This is a genomic window from Candidatus Omnitrophota bacterium, from assembly GCA_025453395.1.
Lineage (GTDB): Bacteria > Omnitrophota > Gorgyraeia > Gygaellales > Profunditerraquicolaceae > JAlOQK01.
Map to the genome: position 1 here is coordinate 82,840 of JALOQK010000001.1, position 26,409 is coordinate 109,248.

31 protein-coding genes are annotated in these 26,409 nt (G+C 42.6%); 1 reads left to right on the forward strand and 30 read right to left on the reverse strand.

The genetic code is table 11. From position 1 onward, the window contains the following. Positions 1 to 41: 41 nt before the first annotated feature. Entirely contained in the window at positions 42 to 2,981 is a 2,940-nt protein-coding gene (locus MUF05_00435; protein MCU0665555.1) for a hypothetical protein, read from the forward strand. A 100-nt stretch (positions 2,982 to 3,081) separates the two neighbouring features. Here MUF05_00435 and MUF05_00440 read toward each other — a convergent pair whose 3' ends face one another. The 30 genes from MUF05_00440 to ilvD all read right to left on the reverse strand — a co-directional run bounded on the left by MUF05_00440 (position 3,082) and on the right by ilvD (position 26,276). Then, on the reverse strand, positions 3,082 to 3,264 hold the full coding sequence (locus MUF05_00440) for a ferredoxin (GenBank protein MCU0665556.1): 183 nt from the start codon (positions 3,262 to 3,264) through the stop codon (positions 3,082 to 3,084). A 99-nt stretch (positions 3,265 to 3,363) separates the two neighbouring features. Next, entirely contained in the window at positions 3,364 to 3,843 is a 480-nt protein-coding gene (locus tag MUF05_00445) for a hypothetical protein (GenBank protein MCU0665557.1), read from the reverse strand. A gap of 25 nt (positions 3,844 to 3,868) precedes the next feature. After that, entirely contained in the window at positions 3,869 to 4,738 is an 870-nt protein-coding gene (locus MUF05_00450) for a thiamine pyrophosphate-dependent enzyme (protein ID MCU0665558.1), read from the reverse strand. After that, a complete protein-coding gene (gene porA / locus MUF05_00455; GenBank protein ID MCU0665559.1) occupies positions 4,728 to 5,912 on the reverse strand; it encodes a pyruvate ferredoxin oxidoreductase in 1,185 nt (394 codons plus the stop codon). The genes MUF05_00450 and porA overlap by 11 nt, the downstream gene beginning before the upstream one ends. Before the next feature lies 1 nt (position 5,913). Further along, positions 5,914 to 6,177: a 4Fe-4S binding protein gene (locus tag MUF05_00460; GenBank protein MCU0665560.1), complete on the reverse strand. Its 264-nt coding sequence runs from the start codon at positions 6,175 to 6,177 to the stop codon at positions 5,914 to 5,916. An 8-nt stretch (positions 6,178 to 6,185) separates the two neighbouring features. Beyond that, positions 6,186 to 6,725 carry a 2-oxoacid:acceptor oxidoreductase family protein gene (locus MUF05_00465; GenBank protein ID MCU0665561.1) on the reverse strand — a complete coding sequence of 180 codons (540 nt, stop codon included), beginning with the start codon at positions 6,723 to 6,725 and terminating at the stop codon, positions 6,186 to 6,188. An 80-nt stretch (positions 6,726 to 6,805) separates the two neighbouring features. Continuing rightward, positions 6,806 to 7,837 carry a hypothetical protein gene (locus tag MUF05_00470; protein ID MCU0665562.1) on the reverse strand — a complete coding sequence of 344 codons (1,032 nt, stop codon included), beginning with the start codon at positions 7,835 to 7,837 and terminating at the stop codon, positions 6,806 to 6,808. Next, complete coding sequence (locus MUF05_00475) at positions 7,834 to 8,298, reverse strand: pyridoxamine 5'-phosphate oxidase family protein (protein MCU0665563.1); 465 nt, start codon at positions 8,296 to 8,298, stop codon at positions 7,834 to 7,836. The genes MUF05_00470 and MUF05_00475 overlap by 4 nt, the downstream gene beginning before the upstream one ends. A gap of 3 nt (positions 8,299 to 8,301) precedes the next feature. Beyond that, on the reverse strand, positions 8,302 to 8,595 hold the full coding sequence (locus tag MUF05_00480; GenBank protein MCU0665564.1) for a YbaB/EbfC family nucleoid-associated protein: 294 nt from the start codon (positions 8,593 to 8,595) through the stop codon (positions 8,302 to 8,304). Next, a complete protein-coding gene (locus MUF05_00485) occupies positions 8,588 to 9,220 on the reverse strand; it encodes a DUF975 family protein (protein MCU0665565.1) in 633 nt (210 codons plus the stop codon). Before MUF05_00485 ends, MUF05_00480 begins: the two co-directional genes overlap by 8 nt. Before the next feature lie 30 nt (positions 9,221 to 9,250). After that, positions 9,251 to 9,712, reverse strand: a complete 462-nt coding sequence (locus MUF05_00490; GenBank protein ID MCU0665566.1) for a TlpA family protein disulfide reductase — start codon at positions 9,710 to 9,712, stop codon at positions 9,251 to 9,253. Next, positions 9,712 to 10,380 (reverse strand): sulfite exporter TauE/SafE family protein, encoded by a 669-nt coding sequence (locus MUF05_00495; protein ID MCU0665567.1) that lies wholly within the window; start codon positions 10,378 to 10,380, stop codon positions 9,712 to 9,714. Before MUF05_00495 ends, MUF05_00490 begins: the two co-directional genes overlap by 1 nt. Continuing rightward, positions 10,355 to 10,675, reverse strand: coding sequence for a divalent-cation tolerance protein CutA (locus tag MUF05_00500; protein MCU0665568.1), 321 nt, complete (start codon positions 10,673 to 10,675; stop codon positions 10,355 to 10,357). Before MUF05_00500 ends, MUF05_00495 begins: the two co-directional genes overlap by 26 nt. 68 nt (positions 10,676 to 10,743) lie before the next feature. After that, entirely contained in the window at positions 10,744 to 10,992 is a 249-nt protein-coding gene (locus tag MUF05_00505; GenBank protein ID MCU0665569.1) for a hypothetical protein, read from the reverse strand. After that, positions 10,989 to 11,702: a peptidoglycan editing factor PgeF gene (gene pgeF, locus MUF05_00510; GenBank protein ID MCU0665570.1), complete on the reverse strand. Its 714-nt coding sequence runs from the start codon at positions 11,700 to 11,702 to the stop codon at positions 10,989 to 10,991. Before pgeF ends, MUF05_00505 begins: the two co-directional genes overlap by 4 nt. Continuing rightward, on the reverse strand, positions 11,702 to 12,616 hold the full coding sequence (locus tag MUF05_00515) for a DNA recombination protein RmuC (protein MCU0665571.1): 915 nt from the start codon (positions 12,614 to 12,616) through the stop codon (positions 11,702 to 11,704). The genes pgeF and MUF05_00515 overlap by 1 nt, the downstream gene beginning before the upstream one ends. A gap of 151 nt (positions 12,617 to 12,767) precedes the next feature. Continuing rightward, positions 12,768 to 13,487, reverse strand: a complete 720-nt coding sequence (locus tag MUF05_00520) for a tRNA 2-thiocytidine(32) synthetase TtcA (GenBank protein MCU0665572.1) — start codon at positions 13,485 to 13,487, stop codon at positions 12,768 to 12,770. A gap of 157 nt (positions 13,488 to 13,644) precedes the next feature. Beyond that, positions 13,645 to 13,857, reverse strand: a complete 213-nt coding sequence (locus tag MUF05_00525; protein MCU0665573.1) for an NUMOD3 domain-containing DNA-binding protein — start codon at positions 13,855 to 13,857, stop codon at positions 13,645 to 13,647. 150 nt (positions 13,858 to 14,007) lie between these two features. Further along, on the reverse strand, positions 14,008 to 14,406 hold the full coding sequence (locus tag MUF05_00530; protein ID MCU0665574.1) for a hypothetical protein: 399 nt from the start codon (positions 14,404 to 14,406) through the stop codon (positions 14,008 to 14,010). 28 nt (positions 14,407 to 14,434) lie between these two features. Continuing rightward, positions 14,435 to 14,986 carry a hypothetical protein gene (locus MUF05_00535; protein ID MCU0665575.1) on the reverse strand — a complete coding sequence of 184 codons (552 nt, stop codon included), beginning with the start codon at positions 14,984 to 14,986 and terminating at the stop codon, positions 14,435 to 14,437. A gap of 254 nt (positions 14,987 to 15,240) precedes the next feature. Further along, positions 15,241 to 15,492 carry a hypothetical protein gene (locus MUF05_00540; protein MCU0665576.1) on the reverse strand — a complete coding sequence of 84 codons (252 nt, stop codon included), beginning with the start codon at positions 15,490 to 15,492 and terminating at the stop codon, positions 15,241 to 15,243. Then, positions 15,489 to 15,749, reverse strand: a complete 261-nt coding sequence (locus MUF05_00545) for a toxin (protein MCU0665577.1) — start codon at positions 15,747 to 15,749, stop codon at positions 15,489 to 15,491. Before MUF05_00545 ends, MUF05_00540 begins: the two co-directional genes overlap by 4 nt. Positions 15,750 to 16,215: 466 nt before the next feature. Further along, on the reverse strand, positions 16,216 to 18,054 hold the full coding sequence (gene malQ, locus MUF05_00550; GenBank protein MCU0665578.1) for a 4-alpha-glucanotransferase: 1,839 nt from the start codon (positions 18,052 to 18,054) through the stop codon (positions 16,216 to 16,218). Between the two features lies 1 nt (position 18,055). After that, positions 18,056 to 18,865 carry a prepilin peptidase gene (locus MUF05_00555; GenBank protein ID MCU0665579.1) on the reverse strand — a complete coding sequence of 270 codons (810 nt, stop codon included), beginning with the start codon at positions 18,863 to 18,865 and terminating at the stop codon, positions 18,056 to 18,058. Between the two features lie 2 nt (positions 18,866 to 18,867). Continuing rightward, positions 18,868 to 19,707, reverse strand: a complete 840-nt coding sequence (locus MUF05_00560) for a shikimate dehydrogenase (GenBank protein MCU0665580.1) — start codon at positions 19,705 to 19,707, stop codon at positions 18,868 to 18,870. 7 nt (positions 19,708 to 19,714) lie between these two features. Beyond that, the gene (locus MUF05_00565) at positions 19,715 to 21,220 is read right to left on the reverse strand and encodes a 2-isopropylmalate synthase (protein MCU0665581.1); all 1,506 of its coding nucleotides are present in this window, start codon (positions 21,218 to 21,220) and stop codon (positions 19,715 to 19,717) included. An 87-nt stretch (positions 21,221 to 21,307) separates the two neighbouring features. Next, the gene (gene ilvC / locus MUF05_00570) at positions 21,308 to 22,303 is read right to left on the reverse strand and encodes a ketol-acid reductoisomerase (GenBank protein ID MCU0665582.1); all 996 of its coding nucleotides are present in this window, start codon (positions 22,301 to 22,303) and stop codon (positions 21,308 to 21,310) included. Then, positions 22,296 to 22,787, reverse strand: coding sequence for an acetolactate synthase small subunit (ilvN, locus tag MUF05_00575; GenBank protein MCU0665583.1), 492 nt, complete (start codon positions 22,785 to 22,787; stop codon positions 22,296 to 22,298). Before ilvN ends, ilvC begins: the two co-directional genes overlap by 8 nt. Beyond that, complete coding sequence (gene ilvB, locus MUF05_00580; GenBank protein ID MCU0665584.1) at positions 22,784 to 24,448, reverse strand: biosynthetic-type acetolactate synthase large subunit; 1,665 nt, start codon at positions 24,446 to 24,448, stop codon at positions 22,784 to 22,786. The genes ilvN and ilvB overlap by 4 nt, the downstream gene beginning before the upstream one ends. Positions 24,449 to 24,623: 175 nt before the next feature. Further along, complete coding sequence (gene ilvD, locus MUF05_00585) at positions 24,624 to 26,276, reverse strand: dihydroxy-acid dehydratase (protein ID MCU0665585.1); 1,653 nt, start codon at positions 26,274 to 26,276, stop codon at positions 24,624 to 24,626. Positions 26,277 to 26,409: the final 133 nt, after the last annotated feature.

Consider the following 26,409-nt stretch of genomic DNA (forward strand, 5'->3'; position numbering starts at 1 on the left):
TGCTTTAAAATACAGGCTATACTGTTTATTGGAGTAAAAATATGGCGCATATATTAAGAAATAAAAAAGCCTCGGCATTATTGCTTTCTATGATAACGATTATTTTTCTAATTAGCGTAACCGCGGCCGCGCTTTTGCGTTATATCACTGAACAAAAATCCACAAATTCAACCCTGGGCAGAATCAAAGGCATCTTTAACGCTGAAGAAGGCATTTACTATGCCTACGCGGAGCTTTCTAAAAATGCCTTTAACTGGGGCACACACGAATGGAAAAACTCTCAACTTCAGAAAATAGCCAATCCAACTTTCTCTGTTGCACAAGCTGGCTTTAATAACGACGGCTCATATTACGTGGCCAATCATAATTTTAAGGTGATTGTCTTCCCGGAATTAAGAACTGACGGCTCTGAAACAAACGTAGTTATTGTCCGCTCACAGGGCCTTGATAATACAGCAGCCCCTTTGCGCACCATAGAGCTGCGCGTGAGCAAACAATCATTGTTTGATTATTTTTATTTCTTCCCCTATGACAAAACATTTTCTACCGCCACCTACGACGGCGCCGGTTACGGCAAAATGCACGCCAACGGTAATATTTATTTTTCCGGTAACCCTATTTTCATTAATCTGACGGAATTGAGCACCGCTGGAAAATTCGCCTTGTCCAACTCCCAATACGCTTCCCCCTATTCTTTTGACAATAACAACACAACCATTGACGGAAAAGCGGATCTCTATGGATCATCTGCCCCCCCTTACGAATATTACCTGCCAAGCTCTTTATATAACCCGGGTTATTTTTTTAACGGAAACTACTATCCTTCAGCAAACAATAACGCGACAGTTGACGGAATAAAACTTCCTATAACATTAGCTACCTCTTGGAAATGGGACCAATACTCCGGGACAAAAACACAAGCAGAAGTGCCTGTTTCATTCACCGTTGATAACAATGCTCTTTCCTGGCTTGCCAGCAATAAAAGTTTTCTCCCCCCGGCTGACTACGCTTCTTTTTCAGCAGCTGTAATAGACGGCACAACGGATAGCTTCTGGAACGCCTGGAAAGCCGCCAATTACACAGACGCAAATACAAGCACCACGGGAAACTTGGCAAGGGCTTATTGGACAACCTTTTTGGGGCCTACTTATATAAACAATTACGTGAATAACGAATGGTGGACAGATTTAGTTTATGGCAATGGCCGGACAACCGATGCGAGCTCGGATTTAATTGATGTCAATTTCCTGGACACATCGCAACAAACATCTGACTGGTCAAGCTGGCTATCAGGAAAAAAAGTTGATATCGTAAAACAGGATACTAACGCTACCGGAACTTTAGATTTGCAAGATATTCTAAAAGATAATTCCAACGGCGGGAAATACCTTACCCCTATAGACATACAAACTGATTACAAGGCCAAGGCTTCTTCCGGAGGGATACTCTTAGGTCAAGTTGAAACAAGCGGATATACAGCATGGCTGAATCAACCAAGAACTTTTACATATTCAGGACATACGTTTAATTATACCATGCGCCAAGACGCAAATGTATATACTTGGGGAACCAACAGGGTAGAGTATATTACAGCTAAAGATGATACTGTTAACCGGTTCTGCGCGGCAGCAGGATATGATCAGGATTGCAGTGACTGCTATGATCTAAGAGATGCTTTTGAATCGGAATTAAGCAGTAATTATTATGCCGGTGACGTTATGGGGTGGAACACTGAAGAATTGGAAGAAAAGGGTATTGTAAGCTTTAAAGAATTCTATAACCCGGTCAGGCCTGCCGGATCATCTTCTTATCTAAATGATTCACAAAATATTGCCTCAGCCAAGAAAACCAAAGCTTTAAATATTGACGTGGAGAAACTGCGCGCCTACCTGGCGGGCAAAGATTATAACGGAATTATTTATGTGGAAACGCCAGACGAATCTGACCTTTCTTATGATTATTCGGTCTCTCTTACCAATGCCGGGATATTGCCGGAAAAAGGGTTAACACTGGTTACCCCGCATAATATTTACGTGAATGGAAGCTTTAACCTTGATTACACAAGAGACAGCGCGACTGAAGCATTCACTCATTATCAAGCAACACATACAGAGAACAACAGCAATGATTATAAATGGCGCAATGCCGCTCTTATAAGCACCAAACGCCTAATTTACACGGTGTCTGACCAATTCTTGGATTATGCTGCAAACTTATCTTCTTTCTCAGATATCGCCTCATACCATTACTGGGAACCTAACAGCTCAAGCACATCTTATCCTTATTCATTAGGAAGCTTAAACTTTATCAATACTTACCTTAATGCTGCCGGGGTAACAGGAAACAATTCTCCGCAGGCGGTAAAAGACTTTTACGCCAAGTACCCGGGCCTAAGCATTCCCGGTTTATGGACACCTGCGGATATTGAATTCTTAAAATCTAAAGCTGTTTACGACCCCTCTGCGGCAACTGCCGCGAAAGCGCTTCTTGATGCCGGAGAACAAAATTATGCCACCGCAACTGAATCTAAACAACCCAACAGGGTACTTTATGATATAACTTATAACACCGCTATGGTCTCTGCTTATGACCCCAGCGGTTATACCTTAGAGCGCTGGATTAACTCAAGCGGACAAACAGTAAAAAGAAACATTACCGGCGCGTTTATACAGCTTACTGCTGATAAACGCGCTTCTGTGCCATCAAACTATTCAATAAAAGTTGGAGGAAAATTTTGTTATCAAGTAGGGCCAGGATATGATTATTGGGGTTATTACAGATCTGGCAGGTTTGGGAGCAATCGATACGTTCCGCAATTCTCCGACGCATATAACCCCATTTATAATTACGCTTATGAAATTAACTTCGCCAAGAATTCCGCAAGTGGAGCAAGTACCGGCCCCATTGCCACAGGCAAAAAGAGTTGGATAGAACTTCCTAATAGCGACTTTTTCCCGGTAAAGAAAATATATTGCCCTTAAAAAAATAAAGGGGACGGTTCAAAATAAAGGGGACGGTTCAAAATAAAGGGGACGGTTCTATTAAATAGAGCCGTCCCCATATTTTTGTTTTTACCTGTTTTTAGCTTACCTTAATCGCGTTTACCGGACACTGATCAGCTACTTCCGCAAGATTATGGATAGAGCAAACTTGCGCTTTGACATGCGCTAACCCGTCACCCTGCACTTGAAAAACTTCCGGACAAGACTGCTCGCACAAACCACAACCCACACAAGTTGATGTATCTACTGTTACCTTGGCCATTTCTTCTTAACCTCCCCTTTTCAGTTTTCAGCTTTCAGTCTTCAGCTTTCAGCCGTCAGCAAAAGCTTTAAGCTAATAGCTGACAGCTGATGGCTGATACTATCTTTCTAACAAATTCTCAAACATTTCTTCGTGTGTCACTTCTTCAGAGATTATATGCGAAATAAGATTGTAAGTAACGTGATCTTTGCCAAATGTTTTCTTTAAAATTTTGTGGTACACTTCTATCGCGCCTTGTTCGGCTTCAGTAACAATACGAATGATCCGGTTGATATCAGCGCTATTCTTGGGAGGCATGGCATATGGGGCATTGGCGTTTTTCTCCAACTCTATAGGATTGGCAATCGGCACCCCGCCTAATTTTGTGATAAGATCCGCTAGTTCTCCCGCGTGCTCAAGTTCGTCCTTAGCTACCTTCTCCAGCATCTCCTGCATATCTTCATAGGCCTTGCCGGAAACTATTCTTGCCATATACCAATAAAGGTAAAATGCCAGCCATTCATCCGCGTAGGCCTTATTCAAGTCATGCACTAATTCTTTAAGGCTTAAATCCACAATTGACCTTGCCTGTTTTCCCATATCTACTACCCCCTTTTGCGCTGCTTTAAGCCTTCAGTCCGTACTTAGCGATATTGTTATCTGCTATGGCCTGAATCTTTCTTATCTCTTCCGGATTATTCAGAAGATGCTTGAACCTGCCTTGCACCTTAAGATATTCCTCTACCGGCTTAGGCTGGATTTTACGCACTTGCGCCAAGACGCCATTCTCATATTCAATTAAAGGATAAAGCCCGGTTTCTACTGCTAACTTGCCAACCTCGAGGGTCATAGAAGATTCATGTCTCCAGCCTAAAGGACAGGGGACATGAATTTGCATATATTTTGGCCCCTTGATGCTTAAGGCCTTTTTAACTTTGCGCTGTATATCTTGCGGCAAACTAGCTGATGCTGTAGCAACATAAGGGATCCCATGAGCCACGGCAATTTCCGGCATAGGTTTCTTGGGACGGATATTGCCCGTGGAACCAGCGCCTATGGGGCTGGTGGTAGTATTAGTATCAAAAGGCGTCAAACCGCTTCTCTGGACACCGGTATTCATATAAGCTTCATTATCATAACAAACATATAAAATATCATGGCCTCTTTCCAGCATCCCGGAAAGAGCCTGCAGGCCAATATCTGCTGTTCCTCCGTCACCTGCCTGAGCGATAACATTAATATTATCTTTCTTGCCTAAATATTTCAGGCCTGCCTCTACTCCGGAAGCCACCGCCGCGCAGTTTTCAAATAAAGAATGCATCCAGGGAATTTCCCAGGCTGATTCCGGAAATTTAGTAGAAAAAACCTCAAGGCACCCGGTATTATTTACTACCATGGTATTCTTACCGGCAGTATCAATTACCATTCGGGCGGCTAATGCCTGGCCGCATCCGGCGCAAGCAGTATGCCCACAAGCTAAAAGGCTATTGCTCATAACTCTCCTTCAAAAGTTCGGGCTTTAAATCAATAAAATCGCCGTTTAATTCTTTAGCAGTCAAAAGGCGGAAAATTTCTTTTATGGACTCCCTGGTGATATCTCTTCCGCCAAGGCCTAAGACAAAACTGCTTATTACTTTAGGCGCTTTCTTCTTTCCGCAAAAGGCAGCTTTTACCTCCGCGGCAATAGGAGCAAACGATCCTAAAGATACGGATTTATCTACTATTGCTACTTTCTTGGCATTCTTCAACGCCTCGCAGACAGCCTGCGCCGGGAAGGGGCGGAAAGTGGTAATTTTTAACAAGCCCACTTTCTTGCCCTTTGACCTTAACTGATCAATAGTATCTTTTATTGTCCCGCATACAGAGCCCATGGCCACGATCACCCGTTCAGCGTCTTCAAGCTGGTATCCTTCAACTAAGCCGTTATAATTTCTGCCGAATGCCTTGCCAAAATCAGCAAATACCTTAGGTATGAATTCTAAAGCCTTTTCATGGGTTTTATGAAGGGCATACCGGGTCTCAAGGTAAGAATCGGGATCCACTAAGGGGCCTAAAGTCATTGGGTTATCCACATCTAATTTATATAATGCCTTATATGAAGGCAAGAATTTATCAACTGTTGCCTGATCCGGAATATCCACTGTTTCTATCCCGTGGGTTAGGATAAAACCGTCCATGCACACCATTACCGGAAGCATCATCCCGGCATCTTCAGCAATGCGATAAGCCAAAACATGAAAATCCACTGCTTCCTGCACGTCTTCAGCGTAAAACTGGATCCATCCGGCGTCCCTTAAAGAAATGGAATCCTGCTGGTCGTTCCAGATATTGATCGGAGCGGAGATCGCGCGGTTAGCGCAGGTCATTACTACCGGCAGCCTCATTCCCGCAATATTAAAAACTACCTCTGCCATCAAGAAAAGCCCTTGGGAGCTTGTGGCGGTATAAGAACGCACCCCTGTTGCGGATGCGCCCAAGACTACCGAAGCTGCCGAATGCTCTGATTCCACATTCACAAACTCTGCTTTAAGTTTTCCATCGGCGACTATCTGGGCCAAATCTTCCACAATATGCGTCTGGGGAGTAATCGGATACGCCGAAATAACTCCGGGCCTGCATAATTTAACGATCTCTGCTATAGCGTGAGAGCCTTCAATAAATTCTTTCATCTTATTCCTTGGCCTCTTCTTTGATCATTACGATATCTTTCTTAGGGCAAATTGCCGCGCAATTGCCGCAGCCTTTACAATACAACAAATCGCAATTATAGGTATTCTTGGCGCTGCCGGTAATGCATCCTTCGGGACAGATCAATAAACACATCTTACAGCCAATACAATCTTTTTGTAAGAATTTGGGCTTTACTTCTGTCCTCCAGGAACCGGTCTTATTATCCCTGCTTTTGCCGGATTTACAAATTAACGGACCAAACATTCATACTCCTATTTTTTAATGAAAGAAAAACCCTGTTTCACCGCTTCAATATTGCCCTCAAGCGCCTTACCGGAAAAACGGTGTTTTACTGCTTCCAAAAGCGCGTCTAACTCTAATTCACCAGTAGCCGCGCAAAAAGCCCCCAATAAAGCGGTATTACCTAAGGGCCGTCCAATAGTCTTTAAAGCAATGTCATTGGCCGGGATCACATAAAGCTTCTGGCGGGCATTAAGCTTAGGGATCTCCACGCCTTCTTTTTGGTTAATTATAGCAATGCCACTATCTTTTAAGCCTGCGAAACAATTAAAACCTCTTAAAAGCGTGGCATCCATGATTAAAAGGTAATCCGGCTCATATATTTGGCTGCGCAGGCGCACAGGTTTAGCATCAACCCTGACAAAGGCGTTCATAGGAGCGCCCATTCTGGCCGCGCCAAAATGCGGAAAAGCGTAAGGATACATCCCCTTTAAAAAGTAGGCATCCCCTAACAAGGCCGCGGTAGTAATTGCCCCCTGCCCGGCACGGGCATGGATCCTGATCTCTTTCATTTTACAATAAACTCCTTAATGGATAATTTGGAAAACGAGAGTATCAATATACCTTCTCCTAAAGCCTTTGTCAACTATTTTTAATTTGGCCTTATCAGGCCGGAAACTTCAGAAAGAAGCTTCAAAACCCCTGAAGCATCTTGTGCAGACAAAGTCCCTAAACCGCAGCTTGGGGAGATAAGAAGGTTTTCTAAAAGCGCTTGTTTGTCTAAGCCTTTCCTGAAAAAGGCCTCTATGCCTTTATTGATCTTCTCTGCCAAGAAAGAAGCCTTCATATCAGAGCTATACCCTTGAGCCGGCACAATGCCCCAACAAAGGATCCTCTCCTGCTTTAAAAAATTTTCTATTTCCGGGCTATACAAAATAAGCTTATCCAAGAAGCCGAAAGCGTCAAAATTTATGATTTTCAGGCTGTTGATTTGAGTAAATATGGACCAATCGGTATTGCCGCAGCAATGCACCCCCGGCAATATCCCCGCCTGGGCTAAACAATCGCAAAATTCGGATAGTGTTGCTACCACGCTTTCCCGCCCCAGCGCGGAATAAGCTGAACCAAAACAGGCCAGATAAGGCTCATCAATGAATAAAATAACCGGCTTGCCGAATTCCTCAAGGAATTGCGCCTGCCACAATGCCTTCATTAAAAGGCCTTGGGTAATCGCCTGCATAAAAACCTGATCATGTAGAAGTATGACGCCTTTTTCATCTTTGATGCTGGCGGCCATAGTAAACGGCCCGGTAACATGGCACTTTAAGAAAGAAACCCCGCTTAGATCTGTTTTCTTCAGGCGCTTTCTAAAGGCATATAACCCGCTGGCATAGGCTTCGGAAATGGCAAAATATGCCATCTGTTTACTTATTATCTTCTCGTAAAATACTTCTAACTCTTTTTCTTTATTTTCCGGAGAGAAAATTACCCCTTCAGCACTGGTCTTAATGCAGGGCAGGCCTTCAATAAACTGCGCGGTCATGCCTTCACGCGCGTCTTTCTTAGGAAGCTGCGGCCAAAAAGGTATTTGAGGGGCGTATTGAAAAACTAAATCCAGGGCTTCTTGCGGGTCTTTATAGGGGAGGCTTCCTATTCCGGTTGCTAAACCTTTAATATTCTTCACATCTGCTCCCTTTGCAAGCCTCCGCTTGGCTTTATTTCCACAAGCTCTTTAACCTCTATTCTTAAAACCACAAATTTTTCTGGTATGGCAAGCTCAAAGCTAGAGTGTTTCTTGCCCTTGGAAATTCCTTCAATAATACGGCTAGCAGAGAGGCTTACCTGCTTTTGGGAAAGCTCATGAAATATCTTCTCATACTCATGGCCGTTTTCTAAGATATGCGCCTTGCCGTTTAACTGATAGCCCAAAAGTGTTTCAGTATCCATAAAGGAAAGCGATATCAGAGGATTTACCTTCAGATTCTCCCAAGTAGTCCCAATAGTATAATCAATAAGATAAATAAAATTCCCCTCACACTTAAGTATAAATTTCGGGGCGGCGTTGGGCTTGCCCTTAAGGCTTGAGGTTGCAACGCTTATAAATTCTTTTTGCTTAAGCAATCCCCTGATCTTTTCCGGAAGCATATTCTAAAATCCCGGCAGGGCTAGCCCGCTTATATCCTTCATCTTGCTGGCGGCTATTTCCTGCGCGCGCTTGATCGCGCGGTTGTATGTATCCTTTATCGCCTGTTCTAATTTACCCTTGTCCACCTTACTATAGGAATCAGCTAAAATCACATCTTTAATTTCCTGCGCGGCATTCATAACCACTTTAAAAACGCCGTCAGAGCTTGAAACTTCAAAGGTTGCCTGCTCCAGCTGCTTCTTAAGTTCCTGAACTTTCTTTTGCAAATCCATCATCTGTTTCATTTTATCAAACATGAGCAACTTCTCCTTGTTCCAATTTACGATAAATATAGGCGTAGGCTAAAGAAGTAAGCGGAATAGTCACTAAAAGCCCTACCACCAGGCACAATAATCCGGCGATGTTTACAAGAACTGTTAGCAAGGCGAATAAGAAAAGCTGCCATTTCTGCCCGCGAGTTATCCGGGAACTCTCTTTTAAAGCCTGCATGGGGCCGGTTTTCTTATCTACTATAAAATATGCGAAAAACTGCAGCTGTAACCCAAGGATAATTCCCGGCACAATCAAAACAATGATACCGCCTATTACCGCTAAAGTCATAAGAATGGCGCTTAATAGATAGGGGAAGAACTGCTTGGCGCAGGAAAATAAATCGTCAAAATCAGCTTTCTGCTTGTCATAAAATTTAAGCGCTATCTTTATGAATCCCATGCCTACGATCATGCTCAAAATGTTGGAAATAAGGCTGAAAATAAAAGAAATAACCGGGTATGTTTTCTCGGTGACGCTGCTGACGAATGCCGGCACATAAACCACCACAAACACTACAAGGCTTAAGCCAATAAAGAAACCAATATTGCCGGTTACAGTTTCCCAGCCAAACTTCAAAGCTTGCTTTTTAGAAAATTTTCTTTCTTCCACGCTGGCCTCCTATTTGCTGTTATTTATGCGCTATTTTACCCCAAGGATTTTCTTTATTTGCTCATCCGGGTAACGGTTATCCCGGGCGGCAATGTTTCCTTCTTTATCAATTATAATATAAGCGGGAATCCCATAAACCATAAAAGAACCTACCACTGTTTGCTGTTGATCCAAAAGAACCGGATATTTCAAATCACGCAATTGCACGAATTTCTCAACTTTTTCCCGTGATTCCCCGATATTAATCGCCAAGATCTCAAGCCCGCCCTTTGAAGTTTCCGGATATTTGCCATTAACATCCAGAAGCGCCTGACGGCAATACGGGCACCAGGTGGTCCAAAAAAGAAGAAGCACCGGCTTTTGATTCTTAAAGCTAGTTAAGGTAACCTCTTGCCCTTTTAGATCCTTAAGCTTAAAATCCTGGGCAAAACAAACCCCGGACAATAAAACAAATAACGCAACCAAACTTACGGTTAATTTCTTAATTCTCATTAAAGCCCCCTTATCCCTGAAAAAATAATAACTGCCCCCATGATTAATAAAATCAACGCTGCCGCGCGTTTTGCATAAAACATCCACTTTCCGGATTTAGGCATTGATAAAATCACGCTTCCTAAAAATCCGGCAAGAATAAATATCATCCCCAGGCCATAGGCAAAGCTTAAAAGAAGACTTGCGCCGTAGAAAACATTTTGTTTTGCCGCCAACAAAAGCAATATCGAGCCTAATACGGGGCTGACACAAGGGGTGATCACCAAAGCAGAAGTTATCCCTAAAACAAAAACCCCTGAATAGCCGCATCCCTTAGGTTTTACTGACTTGGTAATATTTAAAAAAGGTAGATTCACCAAGTCAAACATTGCCGCACCAAATAAAATAACGATTAAGCCGATGATGATCTGGGTAACTGGGTGGCTTGAAACAGTGCCAAAGACTTTTCCAGTCAAAGAGGCCAAGATCCCAAGCAGCATATAGGTAAAAGCTAACCCCGAACTATAGGCTAATCCTAAAAGGAACCCTTTTAGTTTTGAGCCGGCACAGCTTATACCGATATAACTTAAGCTAACCGGCAAAAGCGGATACACGCAAGGAGTCAAGCTTAAAAGAACGCCCCCCAAGAAAGCAATTAAATAATCAAGAATTCCGCCGGACAGATTCATCAATCCATTTAAGGTAGCTTTTTATTCCGCCGATTATAGGAAGGGCTATAATTTCCGGAACTTGGTAACTATGTAGAGATTTTACCTTTTTAATGATCTTATTCAAAAGTGATTTCTTAGACTTAATTATCATCAAGCACTCATTTGCCTGATCAATCTTTTTTTCCCACCAGAAAAATGAACTTACCCCCTGCAAAATATTCACGCAGGCGGCCAATTTATTTTCCAGAAGGCCGTTTGATATTTTTACTGCTTCCTCTTTGCTGGAAGCTGTGACTAAAACTACGATATACATTATTGTCCCCTATATTAGAATCATACCACGAAATAAACTTATCTTCAAGGCATCCGGAAGCTCTTATACTAATTAGAAGCCTTTTCCTCTATCTTCATGGATTTTATTTTCCCGAATTGCGCGCAGATGTCAAAGATGATCGTCGGCTCTTCCACAGTCATGCTGATCTTATACTGATCAGTCCGCGATAAACCATTCTCTTCTATTTGAGCTACTTGAATAGCCTGCGCGAATTCCACAAGGGCACTTTTTACCGCCTGAAGGTTTGTCGCGGTATACGTGTGAAGAATAAAATCTAAAGTATAGTAAGGTATCATTTAAGCATAAGCGCTGACATCATCCTGCCGCAAGAAACGCCTTCTTTACGATAAGAAAAATATTTATTATTATTGCAAAAGTTACACTCTTGTTTATCCTCAATGTTTCTTGGATCGACCCCCCAAGAAACTATCTGCCTTTTATTGGCATTTCCCAAATCGAAATAATATTTACCGCCTTTAAAAGTTACATCTTCGGGAAAGAAATCTTTGAATTCTTCTCCCACTTCATAGCAACAACTCTTTATGCGGGGGCCGAACCCGCAATACACGTTCTCTGGAGAAGTAGAAAACTCTTTGCGCATATATTCCAGAGTTTTTAAACATATCTGTTTTTTTGTCCCGCGCCATCCGGCATGCACTATTCCCGCGGCATGATTCTTTTTGTCATAGATAAAAACTGCTAAGCAATCCGCGGTAAATACTGCCATGGGCAAGCCTGCGGCATTAGTAATAAAGGCATCAGTTTTATCAAAAGCGCTATCAGGCGACAACGCGCCCCTTCCAGCATCTGCTAAGACTACTTTTCTTACCATAGCAGAATGCGCCTGAACCCCGCAGGCAAGCTTCTTGTAATCTATACCCAAAAAACTTAAGAAATCTTTCCGATTCTGCAAAGAGCTTGTTGTGTCCCCGTGGGCCAAAGACATATTATAAGGCTTACTGCTTGTAGCGCAAATTAAACCTGGAAGATTAAACACGCAGGGCATCAAGATTGTTTTTCCTGTATCTTTTCCAGCTGCTGGGTAATTTTCTCCAGATGTTTAAAGCTTTCTTCAAATTTACCGCGGGTGTTATTAATATGCGCGCCTAAAGTAGTAAAATCCTCCTGAAATTTATTCATCTGAACGCCAAGCGCGCTTAACCCTTTGAGTATTGCCTTGGCATTTTCTTCTATCTGAAGCCCTTTTAAACCCATACAAATAATCTCTAGATAAGCGTAAAAGGTATTCGGTGATACCGGAATGATCTTCTTGGCAGTAAAAATACCCAGCATGTCCTGGTTGACAATGATTTCATAGTAGACATTTTCCGCCGGAATATACATAAAAGCAAAATCATAAGTACCCTCATCAGGAAGAATGTACTTAGAGGAGATTTCGTCAATGCGATTCTTCACATCCTGTGTAAAACGCTTACGAAAAGAATTCTTGGCGTCTTCATCAACTGCTTCCTGCAAGCGCTGAAAATTCTCTAAGCTGAACTTGGCGTCAATAGAAAGCACTTTTCCGGCAAGCTTGATTACCGCGTCCACCGCGTCGCCGGTTTTAAAACGATATTGAAGCGCGAAATATTGTTTAGGCAAAACTTCAGCTAAAAGATTTTCCAGCATCCGTTCGCCTAATTGCCCGCGGAATTTAGGCGCTCTTAAAAGCTGCTGCAAGGCAGATATATCCCGGCTTATCTCAACGATCTGGCGGTTGGTTTCTTCCAGCTTACCCAGCTTTTCATACACCCCGCTAAACACTGTGGTGGTATTTCCAAGCGACTGGGTAAAGAATTTCCTGGCCTCATCCACCGCGCCTGTAACTTCAGAAAGCTTCTGATTGATCTTGCGGATAAGAAAAAATAACAGGCAGGCGATAAATATACCAACAATAATTAACACTAAATTAGTTATCATTATTCTCTATTCCCGATTTCCGCCATCTTTTTTATCTTTTTATTTTGGTTATTGGACATTGGTGTTTGATTATTATTTGGTTATTTAACATTTGGTTATTGGTTATTTACTACTTTTACCTTTTTGCTTTATTTATTATACCATTTACCCGCTAAAGCAAGTAATCCTTTTTCACGCGCTTAATACTTCTGAAGATGTTTTTCTTCACATCGGGGCAGACTTTTTCCAACTCTTGTATGATGCGGGAAATTCTGGTGCGATTTGAGATGTGGTAATTAGGACATGTGCAATCATAGGTTTTAAGTTTCTCGGATTTTACAAACCTCTCTATCAACCTTTCCTCCACATAGGCCAAGGGGCGGATAATCTGGATTTTCCCGTGGAATAATTCCTGTTTGGGATTCATCGCGGAAATCTCGCCTTGAAAGAAAAGATTTAAAAGCGTAGTCTGGATAATATCGTCAAAATGATGCCCTAATGCCACCTTATTACAACCCAACCTGTCCGAACATTTAAAAAGCGCCTTGCGCCTGTTCCAGGCGCACCAAAAACAGGTAATATCCTTTTTCTTCATCTTTCTTAACTCATCGGTTTTTTCTATATGATACTCTACCCCCATTTTCTGGAAGTGCTTTTCCAGTTGTTTTGCCGATGATTTGGGATAACCCATGTCAATATGGATAGCTACCAGGGAATATTTGATAGGGACAAAGGTCCTTCTGTCGTTTAAAACCCGAAGAAGCGTCAAGCTGTCTTTACCGCCAGAAACAGCAACCGCAACCTTATCGCCTTCCTGAAGCATATCATAGTCGGTAATTGCCTTTCCGATACGCTTGGAAACATAAAACTCTTCGCCCTTAATAATTGACATAGCGTTTAATTATACAGCCTCAAATTAAAAAACCAAACATATTTCTTAGCTAAAAAATTAAAGCGTAAAGCTAAAAACTACAGTGCAAAATTAAAAATTTTTAATTTTGAATTATGGTTTTTAGTTTTACGCTTTTAGCTTTACGCTTTTTGCCTCTTTATCTACTGCGGCGTATGGCAGCTAAACTTATTTTTCTTTTTGTTTCGGCGGAATGGTGCTTTCCGTACATGGGGTTATTTTTGCCTTTAGTAGCTTGTGATATTTTAGCCAGGGAAGATTTCTTGTGGCGCTTTCCGTACATGGAATTACTCTTTCCTCTTTGCGCTAAACTGATCTTGCGCTTTGTCGCCTCTGACTGCTTTCTCTTCATATGCCCTCCATTTGTTTATATTATACCCCAATCCAGTCAAAATCTCAATCTTAAATTTTGCCAAAAAGGCTAACACCCGCGCAATACAAGTTAAGCGCGGGTGCCGGAACAAAACAACAATATCTATTTAGCTAAAGCGTCTACAAACTATTAACTAACCTCAACGCCATGTTTTCGCTTAAATTCTTCTTTCACTTTGGGAAAAATCAGGAAAGATAATTTATAATAAGGTTTAATAAATAAGGAATTTAACAACTGCGGGATTTCGCTTTCTGGTGTTACAGGCTCAAAGAAATATTCCTTGGCCTGCTCAACAGTTAAAAAAGGCTTCCAAAGAAGCATTCCAACACCCATACCTAAAAATGTAAAAATATAAAGCATTGTTCCAGTTAATGGCAGGACTGCGCAAAAAATTATAAAACGGCTTGGTTTTGGCCCGAATATAAATGCTAAAAAACAAATTGAGGCTATTATGCCTACGAAAATAACAAACATCATTACCAGAAAAGCTATAAAATTAACCAACTGTTTAAATTTTTCTTTGTTCATAGTTATTTTCTGTCGGCCTTGCCTTTTCTTACTTGAATGATTTTAAGGTAAAGGCCCCTATTAAACCTAATCCAAAACATATTGGCACAGTATAAGCAGCCATCTTAGCAAGCGCCTTCATGGATTCACGAAATGAAACTTCCTTGGTGCCTTGGGCTTCCTTATTAAATACTTTTCTGGCTGGCGGGATACACCAAGCCAAAAGATTTGCTACTATCATCCCCAACGCCAGAGAAGAAAAAATAAGAGGCACCATAAGAAGAAAACTTGAAATAAAGCTTTCGGCGGACATCTTCCCTCTCCAGAATTGCGAAAACTTACCGGCATGTTCCGGGAATATCAGGATATGAATATTCCATAGTATTTTGAATTGAAAAACCCAACTAAACCATACACCCAACACAGTAAACGGTATTAAAATCAAATTCCACGGACTTTTTCTACGGCCGGCTCTTGCAGTAGCTTCGGTCAGATATTCCCCACCGGATTTAGTCTTGGAAGCTATATGCAAAATAACCCAGATAAGAATTATGCTAACAGCTGGAACAAGTAAACTAGATAAGATTTCTCTTTTCATCATATTTATTATATCGCTGTCAAATCAAAATCTCAATTATAATTTTCGACCGGTCACAAATTGTGACCAGTTCATCTATTTCAGCTTTTGCCACCTCCCTGCCCAGAAAGGGCACATTTGCGCCTGCCTGCCGGCAGGCAGGCAATTCCGATAAGCACAAGGTATCTACCTTATTAGACGAGGGAGATTGTTAAATCTTACAAAAATAAAAAGGACGGTTATTTTTAATAGAACCGTCCCTTTATTTGCTTATTTGCTTATCTTACCCCTTGCGCCACCTGATGCAGGATTTCGGAAATAAAAGTTTGGTATTTAACGCCCAATTGCCTTGCTTTTTGCTTAATATGTTCCAGATCATAGCTATTCACCCGGATATTCAACACCGCGTCTTTCTTTCTGGCTTCAAGCATCCGCGCGATTCTATCGTATTCCTCTTTACCCGCAGGCACAAACTCTTCAAAATGATCTTCAATCCATTGCTCCTCTTTGGTTAATTTTATCTTTCTCATATAATCACCTCTTTCTTATAAATTTTCTTGTATTTACGACACGGATATAATGTTTTTAAGAAAATACCTTCTGCGTCAGCAACAAATGGCGCCGCCCAAACATACCCATTATGTTCATATATCAAAATCCCTTGATTGTTCCTGCTTGGATGTTGCAGGACATCTAAAAACTTTGCTTTGACTATTTCTTCGAATGAAACGCCACGTATGCGTTTTAATCTTGCACTTTTTGTTACATTCCATCTGATTGCCTCCATAAAATTGTCGTGCCGCTTGTTGTATATACAATTGTATTATAAAGAGACCTCCTTGTCAAATTCTTTTATTTCCACGGCACCTACCCCCTTTCATCCATATTAGACGAAGGAGGTTGCTGAATCTTACACAAAAAGTGTAGGCCAGCTTATCCTATAAAGCTGGGCCTTACAAAAAAGTCACAAGGTCACAAAAAAAGGACGGCTCATTTTAATGAGGCCGCCCTTTATCCTGCCCTTAATTGTTTTGTAATTTATTGGAAGACTAGAGGTTAGCTAAAGCGTCTACAAATAATGAATTTTAAATTGTGGTTTTGCCTGCCTGTCTGCCGTAGGCAGACCTACCGGCAGGTAGGCGTTTTTCGCTTTTAGCTTTACGCTAACTAAGCTCTACCCGAGCTAGTGACAATCTGTCCTGCTTCGCCATTTAACTAACAAAATATGGTATGGCTTCGCAGAGACTGCGCCATCATGCAAGTCTATTAGAATCGGCGATGGCTTGCTTTATCTTATCCGTTACTTTATGCTTAGCTAATTCTTCCAAAGAAAGCGGAAGAACCAAAGACCAGTTGGTCTGATTGGTAGTTCCGGGAAAGTTGATGCGGTATTGGTAAGGATCACCTTTAAAAATGCCTCCCATAGAGAGTAAATCCGTGATCAATTGGATGGAAAATATTGCGGAAGTTTCATAATTAAACTTTAACGCCTTTTCTACTAGCTCATCACTTGCTTCTTCTTGCATGACACCAGTCATTCCTAGAAGTTTCCAAAGTTTTTCTTTTTCCTGATAAGTATTCTGATACATCTCAATAAAGTCGCCGACTTCTTCTTTTCTTTTGCCTAAGATCCAAACCAAAGTATCAATATTATCTATTGAATTTTTCCAACGCAAACGCCCATGGCAGGATAACGCGGCATCAAAAAGTTTATCTTTAGTCAACTCGTAATCTATTCTTCTATCCTGACACTTACAGGCAAAAAGCCCGTCGTCAATTGTGCCTGCCTCATATTTCCACCAGGCAGCGAAATTTGTCGTGTCATGAGTTGAGAGCATGGTTACAGAAGTTTTACGATACTCATAAGCAGGCAAAAAATCATGCCGGTTGCTCCAATCCTTGACCCAGCGCGCCACATCATTACCCGGTATGCCCATATCACGCAGGGTATCTGTGCAAACCTTAGGGATTACCCCTAGATCCTCAGCGCACAAAAGCATATCCGATGAATCAAGCATTACTGACAAAATATCCCGGCCCTGTTTGCCCCAAACATTTTCATCAACTGGGTCAAACGCGCCGCGGCTGCCTTTATTCTCTTCTGGGTCGCTATAAGGAATACTCCAAATTCTAAACAACCCCACCACATGGTCCACGCGCAAGATATTATAGAAATTAGAAGCGTATTTAAACTTCTCGCGCGCGTACCTGTAATCATCTTTAGCGATATTCTGCCAGTTATAAGTAGGCATGCCCCAACGCTGACCCCTAGAGCAATACATATCAGGAGGGGCCCCTGATGCAAATTCAAGCTTAAAGAATCCCGGATTAGCCCAGACATCCGCGCTGTCCCGCGACACCAGAATCGGAAGGTCCCCCTTCAGAAAAACCCCCTTAGAATTGGCATGTTTCAAAACATCATTTAACTGTTTAAAAGCTACATACTGCAGCCAAACCTGAAAATCTATTTCCTGTTTATTCTTGCGCTGTGCATGCTCAAGGGCTTTTTTGTCACGGCTTGCCAAATCCAAATCCCAATCATACCAGGCGCGCCCGCCTTGTGTTGCCTTAAGCACTTTAAAAAAAGCAAAGTCCTCCAGCCAATAGCTGTTCTCATGCCGGAATCTTATTAAAGCCTTATCATCGCAAGTGCCGCTTAAAGAAAATATCTTCCAGAATAATTCCATTTTCCTTTGTTTGATCCGGTAATCCAGGTTCTTCGCAGGCAAAGGAAATTCCGCGCGGATTTTTTCTATATCCTGTTTCACATGCTTGATCTGCCCTGCAGGCAATAAAGAAAATGATATATACAAAGGCTCAATAGCAAAAGAACTCAAAGCATCATAGGGGCAATTAACCCAGCCCATTTCATTAAGCGGCAATAGCTGCAAAATAGAATTACCGGTCTTGGCGCACCAGTCCACAAACTTTTTTAAATCCGCGAAATCTCCTACGCCAACGCTATCGCGTGAATACAGGGAAAATAAAGGCAGCGCCACCCCTGCTCTTTTTCCTGTTCCAATCTTCTGCCACTTAGAAGCGGATATGGTATTTAAAAGCGGATTTTCTTCTGCGAGTTTTTTATCTGTCATATTAGTAGCAAATTACCATGTTTAAAATATTGCCATAAAAAAATAGCGACGCCAAAGCCGCCAATGCCAAAAATGGCCCATAAGGCAGAGTGTGGTCTTTTTTCACGATCATATTTACTACCCCAAAGATGATCCCGGCAAAGGGAGCCAAGAAAAATGTCATAAGCGCTCTTTCCCAGCCTAAGAAAGCTCCGATCATCGCCAAGAGCTTTACGTCTCCTCCGCCCATGGATTCAGTTTCTCCATTAATCGCGGGTTTTTTAAGCAATTTAAAATAGATAAGATCAAATATCCAACCGGTCAAATAAATTACTCCCCCGCCAATAATAATCCCCGAAAGCGAGTAAACTGCTGGATGCCAATTCCACGAGAAAGGTTTTAAGCTTAAGCCTCTTATAATGTTAAAAACAAGCCCCAAGACTATCCCTCCGATGGAGATTTCATCCGGAATAATCCTGTGTTTGATATCCACGAATGTGCCCACAATTAACCCGCAGATAAAGGTAAGATAATAAAAGAAACTGAAACTTAAACCATAAAGGTTAAAACATAAAAGAAACACAAGCGCGGTTAAAAGCTCAACCAGTATATAGCGCGGGGAAATCGGCTTCTTGCAATAACGGCACTTCCCCAACAAAAATATATAACTTATAAAAGGAATATTATCATACCAAGAAAGCGGTTTTTTGCAGGAAGGGCAATGCGAAGCCGGAAAAACTACCGATTCTTCCAAGGGCATCCTATGGATGCAGACGTTTAAGAAACTGCCCACAATCGAGCCAAAAAGAAAAACAAATATCTTTTCTAACATTTTTAACCTTTCGCTATAGCGTTATTTAAAGCATCGCGCATTACATCAATGGGGGCGATTTTGCCGGTAAATATCTCAAAGGACTTTGCCCCCTGATAAAGAAGCATGCCTAAACCATTTAAAGCGGCAGCTTTTTTCTTGCGCGCCAATTCTAAAAGTTTGGTTTGGGCTGGATTATAAATTAGATCATAGACGTATAATTCCGGATAGATCATCTCCAAAGCAACCAAGCAGGGATCATCTTGTTTCATCCCTACGGGGGTGGCATTGACCAAAAGCTGCGCCTGTTTTATATTCAATTCTTCTACCGAAGAAGCGCAGGAAAATTTAATCTTGGGAAATTTGTTTCTTAGCCGCGATAGAAGTGTTTCGCATCTGGAAGAATCAAGATCATACACAGCTAAGCTTTGGATCCCGGCAAAAGCCAAATACGCGCTAACTGCCTTGGCTGCCCCTCCGCAGCCCAGCATGGCTACTTTCTTATTACGCGGGTCAAACCTCATGTCACTTGTCAAATGCCTGATAAACCCTTCGCCATCAGTATTAAAACCTGTGAGTTTACCGGCTTCGGCCTTAATAGTATTAACCGCGCCGATAAATTCTGCTTCCGGAGAAAGACTTGTCAAATAGGCAATGACTTTTTCTTTATAAGGGACAGTAATATTTAGGCCGTGGATATTATTGTCCGCTAAAGTTTTAATAAAATTATCTAATTCTTCGGGATTTTTCTCAAAAAGCTTATATTCAGCGTCAATTTGCAACTTCTGGAAGGCGGCGTTGTGCATTGCCGGAGAAAAACTGTGTTTGACAGGAAAACCCAAAACCCCGTAGATTTTAGGCATAAATATTTTATAGACTCTCGATTTTATTCAATGCGTTGATATATGCCCTTACTGAAGATTCAATAATATCCGTACTTGCCCCTCTGGAAGTAACTACCCTGCCCTTGGCTTTTAGTTTCAAGCTTACTTCGCCAAGCGCGTCTTTTCCTTGAGTGACCGCTTCAATGCGGTAATCCTGAAGTTCACCTTTAATGCCAGTAGCTTTATCAATGGCCTTAAAGCAGGCATCTACCGGGCCATCTCCTGTGGAAGAAGCGCTTAATTTTTTATTTTTGTAGATCATTGTTACTTCGGCTTTGGGCGCGATCTTGGTGCCGGAATGAATTTGAAAACCAACAAGCTTCCATACCGGCTTTATGGACTTTATTTCATCTTCCACAAGAGAAACCAAATCATCATCAAAGATATTTTTCTTTTTATCGGCTAATTCCTTGAAGCGAAAGTTTACTTTCTCCAACTGCTCTTGGCTTAGAGACACCCCCAGGTCTTTCAGGCGCTCTGCCAAGGCATGCCTTCCGGAATGTTTGCCCAAAACTATTCCTGTTCCGGTAAACCCCACATCCTCAGGCAAAATAATTTCATAGGTAGAGCGCTCTTTCAATACCCCGTCTTGATGAATACCGGATTCATGGCGAAAGGCATTTCCTCCCACAATTGCTTTATTCGGAGCAACTACAAATCCTGTAAGTTTACTCACCAATCGCGATACTCTATATATCTGATTACAGGCGATATTAGTTTTAACATCCTTAAATATATCCTGGCGGGTTTTGATATTCATTACGATCTCTTCCATAGAAGCATTGCCCGCGCGCTCGCCAATACCGTTTATAGTGCACTCAACCTGGCGCGCTCCGCTTTTAATTGCTTCCAGGGAATTTGCTACCGCCATACCCAGATCGTTATGGCAGTGCGTTGAGATAATCGCCTTATTAATATTCGGGACATTGTTCTTGATACTGCGGATCAAATCACCGTATTCTTCAGGCTGGGTGTAACCTACGGTATCCGGGATATTTACCGTTGTTGCTCCGGCATTGATTACCGCTTCCAATACCTTAAAGATAAATGCGCGCTCGCTTCTTGAGGCGTCTTCCGGAGAAAATTCCACATCCGGGCAAAACTTCTTAGCGTATTTTACGCTTTCTACTGCCAAGCGCAAAATCTGATCTTCGGCTTTCTTCAATTTATACTGCATGTGGATCTTGGAAGTCGCCAAAAATACATGGATTCGCCCGCGTTTAGCCGGCTTGATCCCGCAAGCGGCCGCGTCAATATCAGCTTTTATTGCCCGCGCCAAAGCGCAGACAACCGGCCCCTTAATCTCTTTGGCAATTTTTTTAACAGACTGCAAATCTCCGGGGCTGGAGATAGGGAAACCGGCCTCAATAACATCAACGCCCATACTGGCTAAAGCATGGGCGATTTCCATCTTTTCAGCAGGGTTAAGGCTTGCCCCCGGCGCCTGCTCCCCGTCGCGAAGTGTAGTATCAAATATAATTAGGTTATCCATAATATTTAACTTAAAATTTAAAGCGTAAAGCGTAAAACCATAATTCAAAATTCAAAGTTTTTAGTTTTACGTTTTTCGCTTTACGTTTTACGCTTTCTTCATCCAGGGCATCATCTCACGCAGCTGCTTACCCACCTTCTCTATCAAGTGATTATCCCCTGCGGCAATAAGCTTATTGAAATTGGGGCGGCCTTGTTCATTTTCCTTGATCCATTCCTTGGCAAATTCCCCAGACTGGATTTCTTTTAATATTTTTTCCATTTCCTTGCGCGTTTCTTTGGTAATAACTCTTGTGCCGCGGGTTAAATCTCCGTAACAGGCGGTATTAGAAACGCCACGGCGCATCCCGGAAATCCCTCTTTCCTGAATTAAGTCCGTAATAAGTTTTAACTCATGCAATACTTCAAAATAAGCGATTTCCGGTTGATAGCCTGCGGCAACCAAAGTATCAAACCCGGCCATGATCAATTCGCTTGCCCCGCCGCATAAAACCGCTTGCTCTCCAAATAGGTCAGTTTCTGTTTCTTCTTTGAAATCCGTCTGGATAACCCCTGCTTTTGTGGCCTTAAGCGCCTTGGCATAGGCTAAAGCCAGGTCAAGCGCCTTGCCGGTTGCGTTCTGATAAACTGCTACCAACGACGGCACCCCCTTGTCCTCTTCATACATTTTTCTTACCAAAGCTCCCGGGCCTTTGGGAGCAACCATAAAGACATCCACATCCTTAGGCGGGACTATTTGTTTAAAATGAATATTAAACCCGTGCGAAAAACAAAGCGCCTTGCCGGCTTTTAAATTCGGCTCAATAGATTCTTTGTAAACTTTTGCCTGCACGTGGTCTTGGGTTAATATCTGGATAATATCCGCCTGCTTGGCTGCTTCCGCGGCACTTACCGGATCAAACCCATCTTTTTTGGCTTGCTCGTAGTTAGGCGTGCCGGAGGTTTCTGACACAACCACGCTTACCCCTGAATCACGCAAACACAAAGACTGTCCTCTTCCCTGTATGCCATATCCGATAATCGCGACTTTTTTATTTTTTAATAAATCCAAATTTGCGTCTTTCTCGTAATAAACCTTAATCATCTTGCGTGTCTCCTTTCGCCATAGCGATTTTTCCGGTGCGAATCAATTCCACGACGGTAAATCTTCTTAATTCCTCCAGAAGCTTTTTTATATTGTCCTGTTCCCCTACCGCTTCAATAATAGCGGTTTTGTTCTTTGAAAAAACTATCTTTGCCACGTAGCTGTTGACAATATTATCTAATTTTGCCTTATCTTTAAGGCTATGATTTACCTTAGCTAAAATAAGCTCTCTTTCCACGTGCTCCCTTTTGGTAAAATCAGTGATGGAAATAACATCAATGAGTTTATTCAGCTGTTTTTTAATCTGCTCAAGTATCTTCTCGTCTTTGGCATCCACGACAATAGTCATGCATGAAATCTCCGGATCCAAGGTCTCGGAAACAGCCAAAGATGAAATATTATAACCTCTGGCGCTGAATAATCCGGAAATCCGCGCCAAGACCCCAAATTTATTTTCCACTGATACCGTAATCGTATGCCTCATGCTAAACCCTCAATCATTCTATTTAATGCTTCTCCTGCCGGCACCATAGGAAACACATTCTCTTCCGGCTCAATACGAAAATCTATCAAGACGGTATTTTCTGTATTAATCGCCTTTTCGATTGCGGCTGTTACATCTTTTTTCTCGGTGACCCTTATCCCCAGCGCGCCATAACTATCGGCCAATTTCACAAAGTCAGGGCTGGTGATGCCCACATGCGAATAGCGCCTTTTATAAAAAAGTTCCTGCCATTGCCTGACCATACCTAAATAACCGTTATTAAGGATAGCGACTTTCACGTGGATCTTATTGGCCACGCAAGTTGCCAATTCCTGTATATTCATCTGAATAGACCCATCCCCTGCCACATCAAAAACTTCTCTGTCCGGGAAAGCTACTTTTGCTCCCATGGCTGCTGGAAGCCCGAATCCCATTGTCCCCAAGCCTCCGGAAGAAATAAAGGTGCGCGGATTATTATATTTATACCACTGCGCCGCCCACATTTGATTCTGCCCGACTTCAGTAGTAATAATCGCCTCGCCCTTAGTAATCTTATCAATCTGCTCTATAACATATTGCGGCTTGATTTTGCCTTCATCCTTATATATTAAGGGATGTTTTTTCTTATAGGTGTCCACTATTTTCAACCACTCTTTTGTATCGGGGGCTTTCTTGATTTCTTCAAGAAGCGCTCCTAAAATATTCTTGGCATCTCCCACAATCGGGATGTGCACTGCCACGTTCTTGCTTATTGAAGAAGGGTCAATATCAATATGCACGATTTTAGCGTTGGGCGCAAAGGCATCGAGCCTGCCGGTCACCCGGTCATCAAAACGGGCTCCCACCGCGATAATCACATCCGCTTCCATGATCGCGTGATTGGCGTAAGCTGTGCCATGCATCCCCAACATCCCTAAAGATAATTCGTGATCCGACGGAAAAGCCCCGATACCCATCAGCGTCCAAGTTACAGGGGCCTGGATCTTATTGGCAAACCTAAGAAGCACTTCACTGGAAGCGCTTGTAATGACCCCGCCGCCTATATAAAGAAGCGGCTTCCTGGCTTCGGAAATTATTTTAGCTGCTTTTTTGATCTGGCCCGGATGCCCAAAATAGGTCGGCTTGTAACTTCTTATCTGTACCTCTTGCGGAAAGATAAATTCCGTATCCTGCATCTGCACATCAGAGGGGATATCAATTAACACCGGGCCCGGACGGCCAGTTGAGGCCACATAAAAAGCCTCGCGCACAATGCGCGCTAGATCTTTAACATCTTTAACTAAATAATTATGCTTGGTGATCGGACGGGTAATACCGGTAACATCCGCTTCCTGGAAGGCGTCGTTTCCGATCAGGAAACTTTTTACCTGCCCTGTGATCGCCACCATGGGAATTGAATCCATATAAGCTGTGGCAATTCCTGTGGTCAGATTAGTCGCTCCCGGTCCGGAGGTAGCCAAGCACACCCCCACTTTCCCAGTAGCGCGGGAATACCCGTCGGCAGCGTGAGCAGCTGCCTGTTCATGACGCACTAAAATAAGCTTTAAATCCGAATCATAAAGCTTGTCAAAAATAGGCAAAACCTGCCCCCCGGGGTAGCCAAACAGCACCTCTACCCCTTCACGTTTTAAAGATTCAATAAGTATTTGAGCACCCGTCATAATCCACCTCTAATCAATAACCAAACACCAAATTACAATAACCAAATAATCATCAAACACCAATTACCAATACCCAAACCTGTTTGGTCCATTGGTTATTGATTATTGGATATTGTTTGATATTTGCCTGCCTGCCGGTAGGCAGGAAATTTGGTTATTGATTATTAACATTTAGTTATTGTAATATTGCTCCTTTATCCGCGGAACTGACCAACCTAGAATACCTTGATAAATATCCGGTCTTGATTTTTGGTTCTAGAATCTTAAGCTTCTTTAATCTCTTATCTATTTCCTTATTTGTCAGGCGGACATTGATACGCCTTGCGGCAATATCAATATCAATTATATCGCCATTTTTCAAAATTGCAATGGGCCCGCCCTTGGCGGCTTCCGGAGAAACGTGGCCTATGCAAGGGCCTTTGGTGCCTCCGGAGAATCTTCCGTCGGTAATAAGCGCCACTGAATCCGACAGCCCTAATCCCACAATCGCTGATGTAGGGGCTAACATCTCGCGCATGCCCGGGCCGCCTGATGGGCCCTCATAGCGGATAACAACCACATCAGCGGATTTTATTTTATTAGCAAGAATCGCTTCCATCGCGTATTCTTCGCGCTCAAACACCCGCGCGCGGCCTGTGAACTTCATCATTTTAGGGCTTACCGCGGCCTGCTTGACCACTGAGCCGTCAGGAGCTAAATTGCCGAATAAAACCGCCAAGCCGCCTTCTTTATGATAAGCTCTGTCCAGCGGGCGGATAACATCTTCATTAGAAATACAGGCCTGATCGGCAATATCATGAATTTTTCTTCCGCTTACAGTAGTAAGATTATGTAATTTGCTTTTTAGCCGTTTCATTACTGCCGGGATTCCTCCGGCAAATTCCAGATCCTCCATATAATGCTCTCCGGCGGGCTCAAGCAAAGTAATATGCGGTACAGTCTTTCCAATCTTATCAAAAGTCTTTAAGTCCAATTTTATCCCTGCTTCATGGGCAATGGCCATAAGATGCAAAATAGTATTACTCGAACCGCCCAAAGCCATATCGACGACAATGGCGTTCTCAAGAGAATCTTTAGTAATAATGTCCCGCGGCTTGATATCTTTCTTGACTAATTCCACGATCCGCTCTCCGCTTGCCTGGGCGATCCTTCTTTTTTTGGCAGAAACCGCTAAAGCGGTCCCGCAGCCCGGAAGAGACATCCCTAAAGTTTCAGTTAAGCATGCCATAGTATTGGCGGTATATAACCCTTGGCAGGAACCAGCTCCGGGGCAAGCCTCTTCTTCCAAACATGCTAATTCGCGGCTTAAGATCCGGCCGTTCTTGGCTTTGGCTATTGCCTCATAAGTATCATGCACAAAAGCTAACTTTTTCTGATTTAATCTTCCAGAAAGCATGGGGCCCGCGGTAACAATAATCGCCGGGATATTCAAGCGCGATACCCCCATAATCATTCCGGGAGTGATTTTATCGCAATTAGTCAAACAGACAATTCCGTCTAACTGATGCGCGTTACAAACAGTTTCAATTGTGTCCGCGATGATCTCACGCGATGCCAAAGGATAACACATCCCCAAATGCCCCATGGCAATTCCGTCGCAAATTCCGGGAACACCGAAGAAGAATGGGACCGCCCCGGCGTAACAAACCCCTCTTTCAATATAGCGTTCTAAATCGCGCATGCCCACGTGCCCCGGGATAAGGTCAGTAAAAGAAGTAGCCACCCCTATAAAGGGTTTATCAAAATCCCTTCTAGATAAACCTGTCGCGTGTAATAGCGCGCGATGCGGTATCCTCTCAATGCCTTTCTTAATCTTATCCGACCTCATATTTTACCTCCAAGTCACAAGTTAGCGTAAAGCGTAAAACGAAAAGTGTAAGACTATAATTTAAAATTCAAAAATTTTAAATTTTGCGCTATAGTTTTACATTTTACGCTTTTCGCTTCTGTTTTTCGCTTTT

Excerpts from the sequence above, each read along its gene's own strand:
- MUF05_00555 (MCU0665579.1), bottom strand. The coding sequence starts at position 18,865 with ATGTTAGAAAAGATATTTGTTTTTCTTTTTGGCTCGATTGTGGGCAGT.
- MUF05_00440 (MCU0665556.1), bottom strand. The coding sequence starts at position 3,264 with ATGGCCAAGGTAACAGTAGATACATCAACTTGTGTGGGTTGTGGTTTG.
- MUF05_00545 (MCU0665577.1), bottom strand. The coding sequence starts at position 15,749 with ATGGAGGCAATCAGATGGAATGTAACAAAAAGTGCAAGATTAAAACGC.
- MUF05_00540 (MCU0665576.1), bottom strand. The coding sequence starts at position 15,492 with ATGAGAAAGATAAAATTAACCAAAGAGGAGCAATGGATTGAAGATCAT.
- MUF05_00465 (MCU0665561.1), bottom strand. The coding sequence starts at position 6,725 with ATGAAAGAGATCAGGATCCATGCCCGTGCCGGGCAGGGGGCAATTACT.
- MUF05_00565 (MCU0665581.1), bottom strand. The coding sequence starts at position 21,220 with ATGGATAACCTAATTATATTTGATACTACACTTCGCGACGGGGAGCAG.
- MUF05_00490 (MCU0665566.1), bottom strand. The coding sequence starts at position 9,712 with ATGAGAATTAAGAAATTAACCGTAAGTTTGGTTGCGTTATTTGTTTTA.
- MUF05_00525 (MCU0665573.1), bottom strand. The coding sequence starts at position 13,857 with ATGAAGAGAAAGCAGTCAGAGGCGACAAAGCGCAAGATCAGTTTAGCG.
- MUF05_00445 (MCU0665557.1), bottom strand. The coding sequence starts at position 3,843 with ATGGGAAAACAGGCAAGGTCAATTGTGGATTTAAGCCTTAAAGAATTA.
- MUF05_00495 (MCU0665567.1), bottom strand. The coding sequence starts at position 10,380 with ATGAATCTGTCCGGCGGAATTCTTGATTATTTAATTGCTTTCTTGGGG.
- ilvN (MCU0665583.1), bottom strand. The coding sequence starts at position 22,787 with ATGAGGCATACGATTACGGTATCAGTGGAAAATAAATTTGGGGTCTTG.
- MUF05_00505 (MCU0665569.1), bottom strand. The coding sequence starts at position 10,992 with ATGATACCTTACTATACTTTAGATTTTATTCTTCACACGTATACCGCG.
- ilvB (MCU0665584.1), bottom strand. The coding sequence starts at position 24,448 with ATGACGGGTGCTCAAATACTTATTGAATCTTTAAAACGTGAAGGGGTA.
- pgeF (MCU0665570.1), bottom strand. The coding sequence starts at position 11,702 with ATGCCCTGCGTGTTTAATCTTCCAGGTTTAATTTGCGCTACAAGCAGT.
- MUF05_00520 (MCU0665572.1), bottom strand. The coding sequence starts at position 13,487 with ATGTCAATTATTAAGGGCGAAGAGTTTTATGTTTCCAAGCGTATCGGA.
- MUF05_00515 (MCU0665571.1), bottom strand. The coding sequence starts at position 12,616 with ATGATAACTAATTTAGTGTTAATTATTGTTGGTATATTTATCGCCTGC.
- ilvD (MCU0665585.1), bottom strand. The coding sequence starts at position 26,276 with ATGAGGTCGGATAAGATTAAGAAAGGCATTGAGAGGATACCGCATCGC.
- ilvC (MCU0665582.1), bottom strand. The coding sequence starts at position 22,303 with ATGATTAAGGTTTATTACGAGAAAGACGCAAATTTGGATTTATTAAAA.
- MUF05_00450 (MCU0665558.1), bottom strand. The coding sequence starts at position 4,738 with ATGAGCAATAGCCTTTTAGCTTGTGGGCATACTGCTTGCGCCGGATGC.
- MUF05_00435 (MCU0665555.1), top strand. The coding sequence starts at position 42 with ATGGCGCATATATTAAGAAATAAAAAAGCCTCGGCATTATTGCTTTCT.
- MUF05_00475 (MCU0665563.1), bottom strand. The coding sequence starts at position 8,298 with ATGCTTCCGGAAAAGATCAGGGGATTGCTTAAGCAAAAAGAATTTATA.
- MUF05_00530 (MCU0665574.1), bottom strand. The coding sequence starts at position 14,406 with ATGAACAAAGAAAAATTTAAACAGTTGGTTAATTTTATAGCTTTTCTG.
- MUF05_00460 (MCU0665560.1), bottom strand. The coding sequence starts at position 6,177 with ATGTTTGGTCCGTTAATTTGTAAATCCGGCAAAAGCAGGGATAATAAG.
- MUF05_00560 (MCU0665580.1), bottom strand. The coding sequence starts at position 19,707 with ATGCCTAAAATCTACGGGGTTTTGGGTTTTCCTGTCAAACACAGTTTT.
- MUF05_00480 (MCU0665564.1), bottom strand. The coding sequence starts at position 8,595 with ATGTTTGATAAAATGAAACAGATGATGGATTTGCAAAAGAAAGTTCAG.
- MUF05_00535 (MCU0665575.1), bottom strand. The coding sequence starts at position 14,986 with ATGATGAAAAGAGAAATCTTATCTAGTTTACTTGTTCCAGCTGTTAGC.
- MUF05_00500 (MCU0665568.1), bottom strand. The coding sequence starts at position 10,675 with ATGTATATCGTAGTTTTAGTCACAGCTTCCAGCAAAGAGGAAGCAGTA.
- porA (MCU0665559.1), bottom strand. The coding sequence starts at position 5,912 with ATGAAAGAATTTATTGAAGGCTCTCACGCTATAGCAGAGATCGTTAAA.
- malQ (MCU0665578.1), bottom strand. The coding sequence starts at position 18,054 with ATGACAGATAAAAAACTCGCAGAAGAAAATCCGCTTTTAAATACCATA.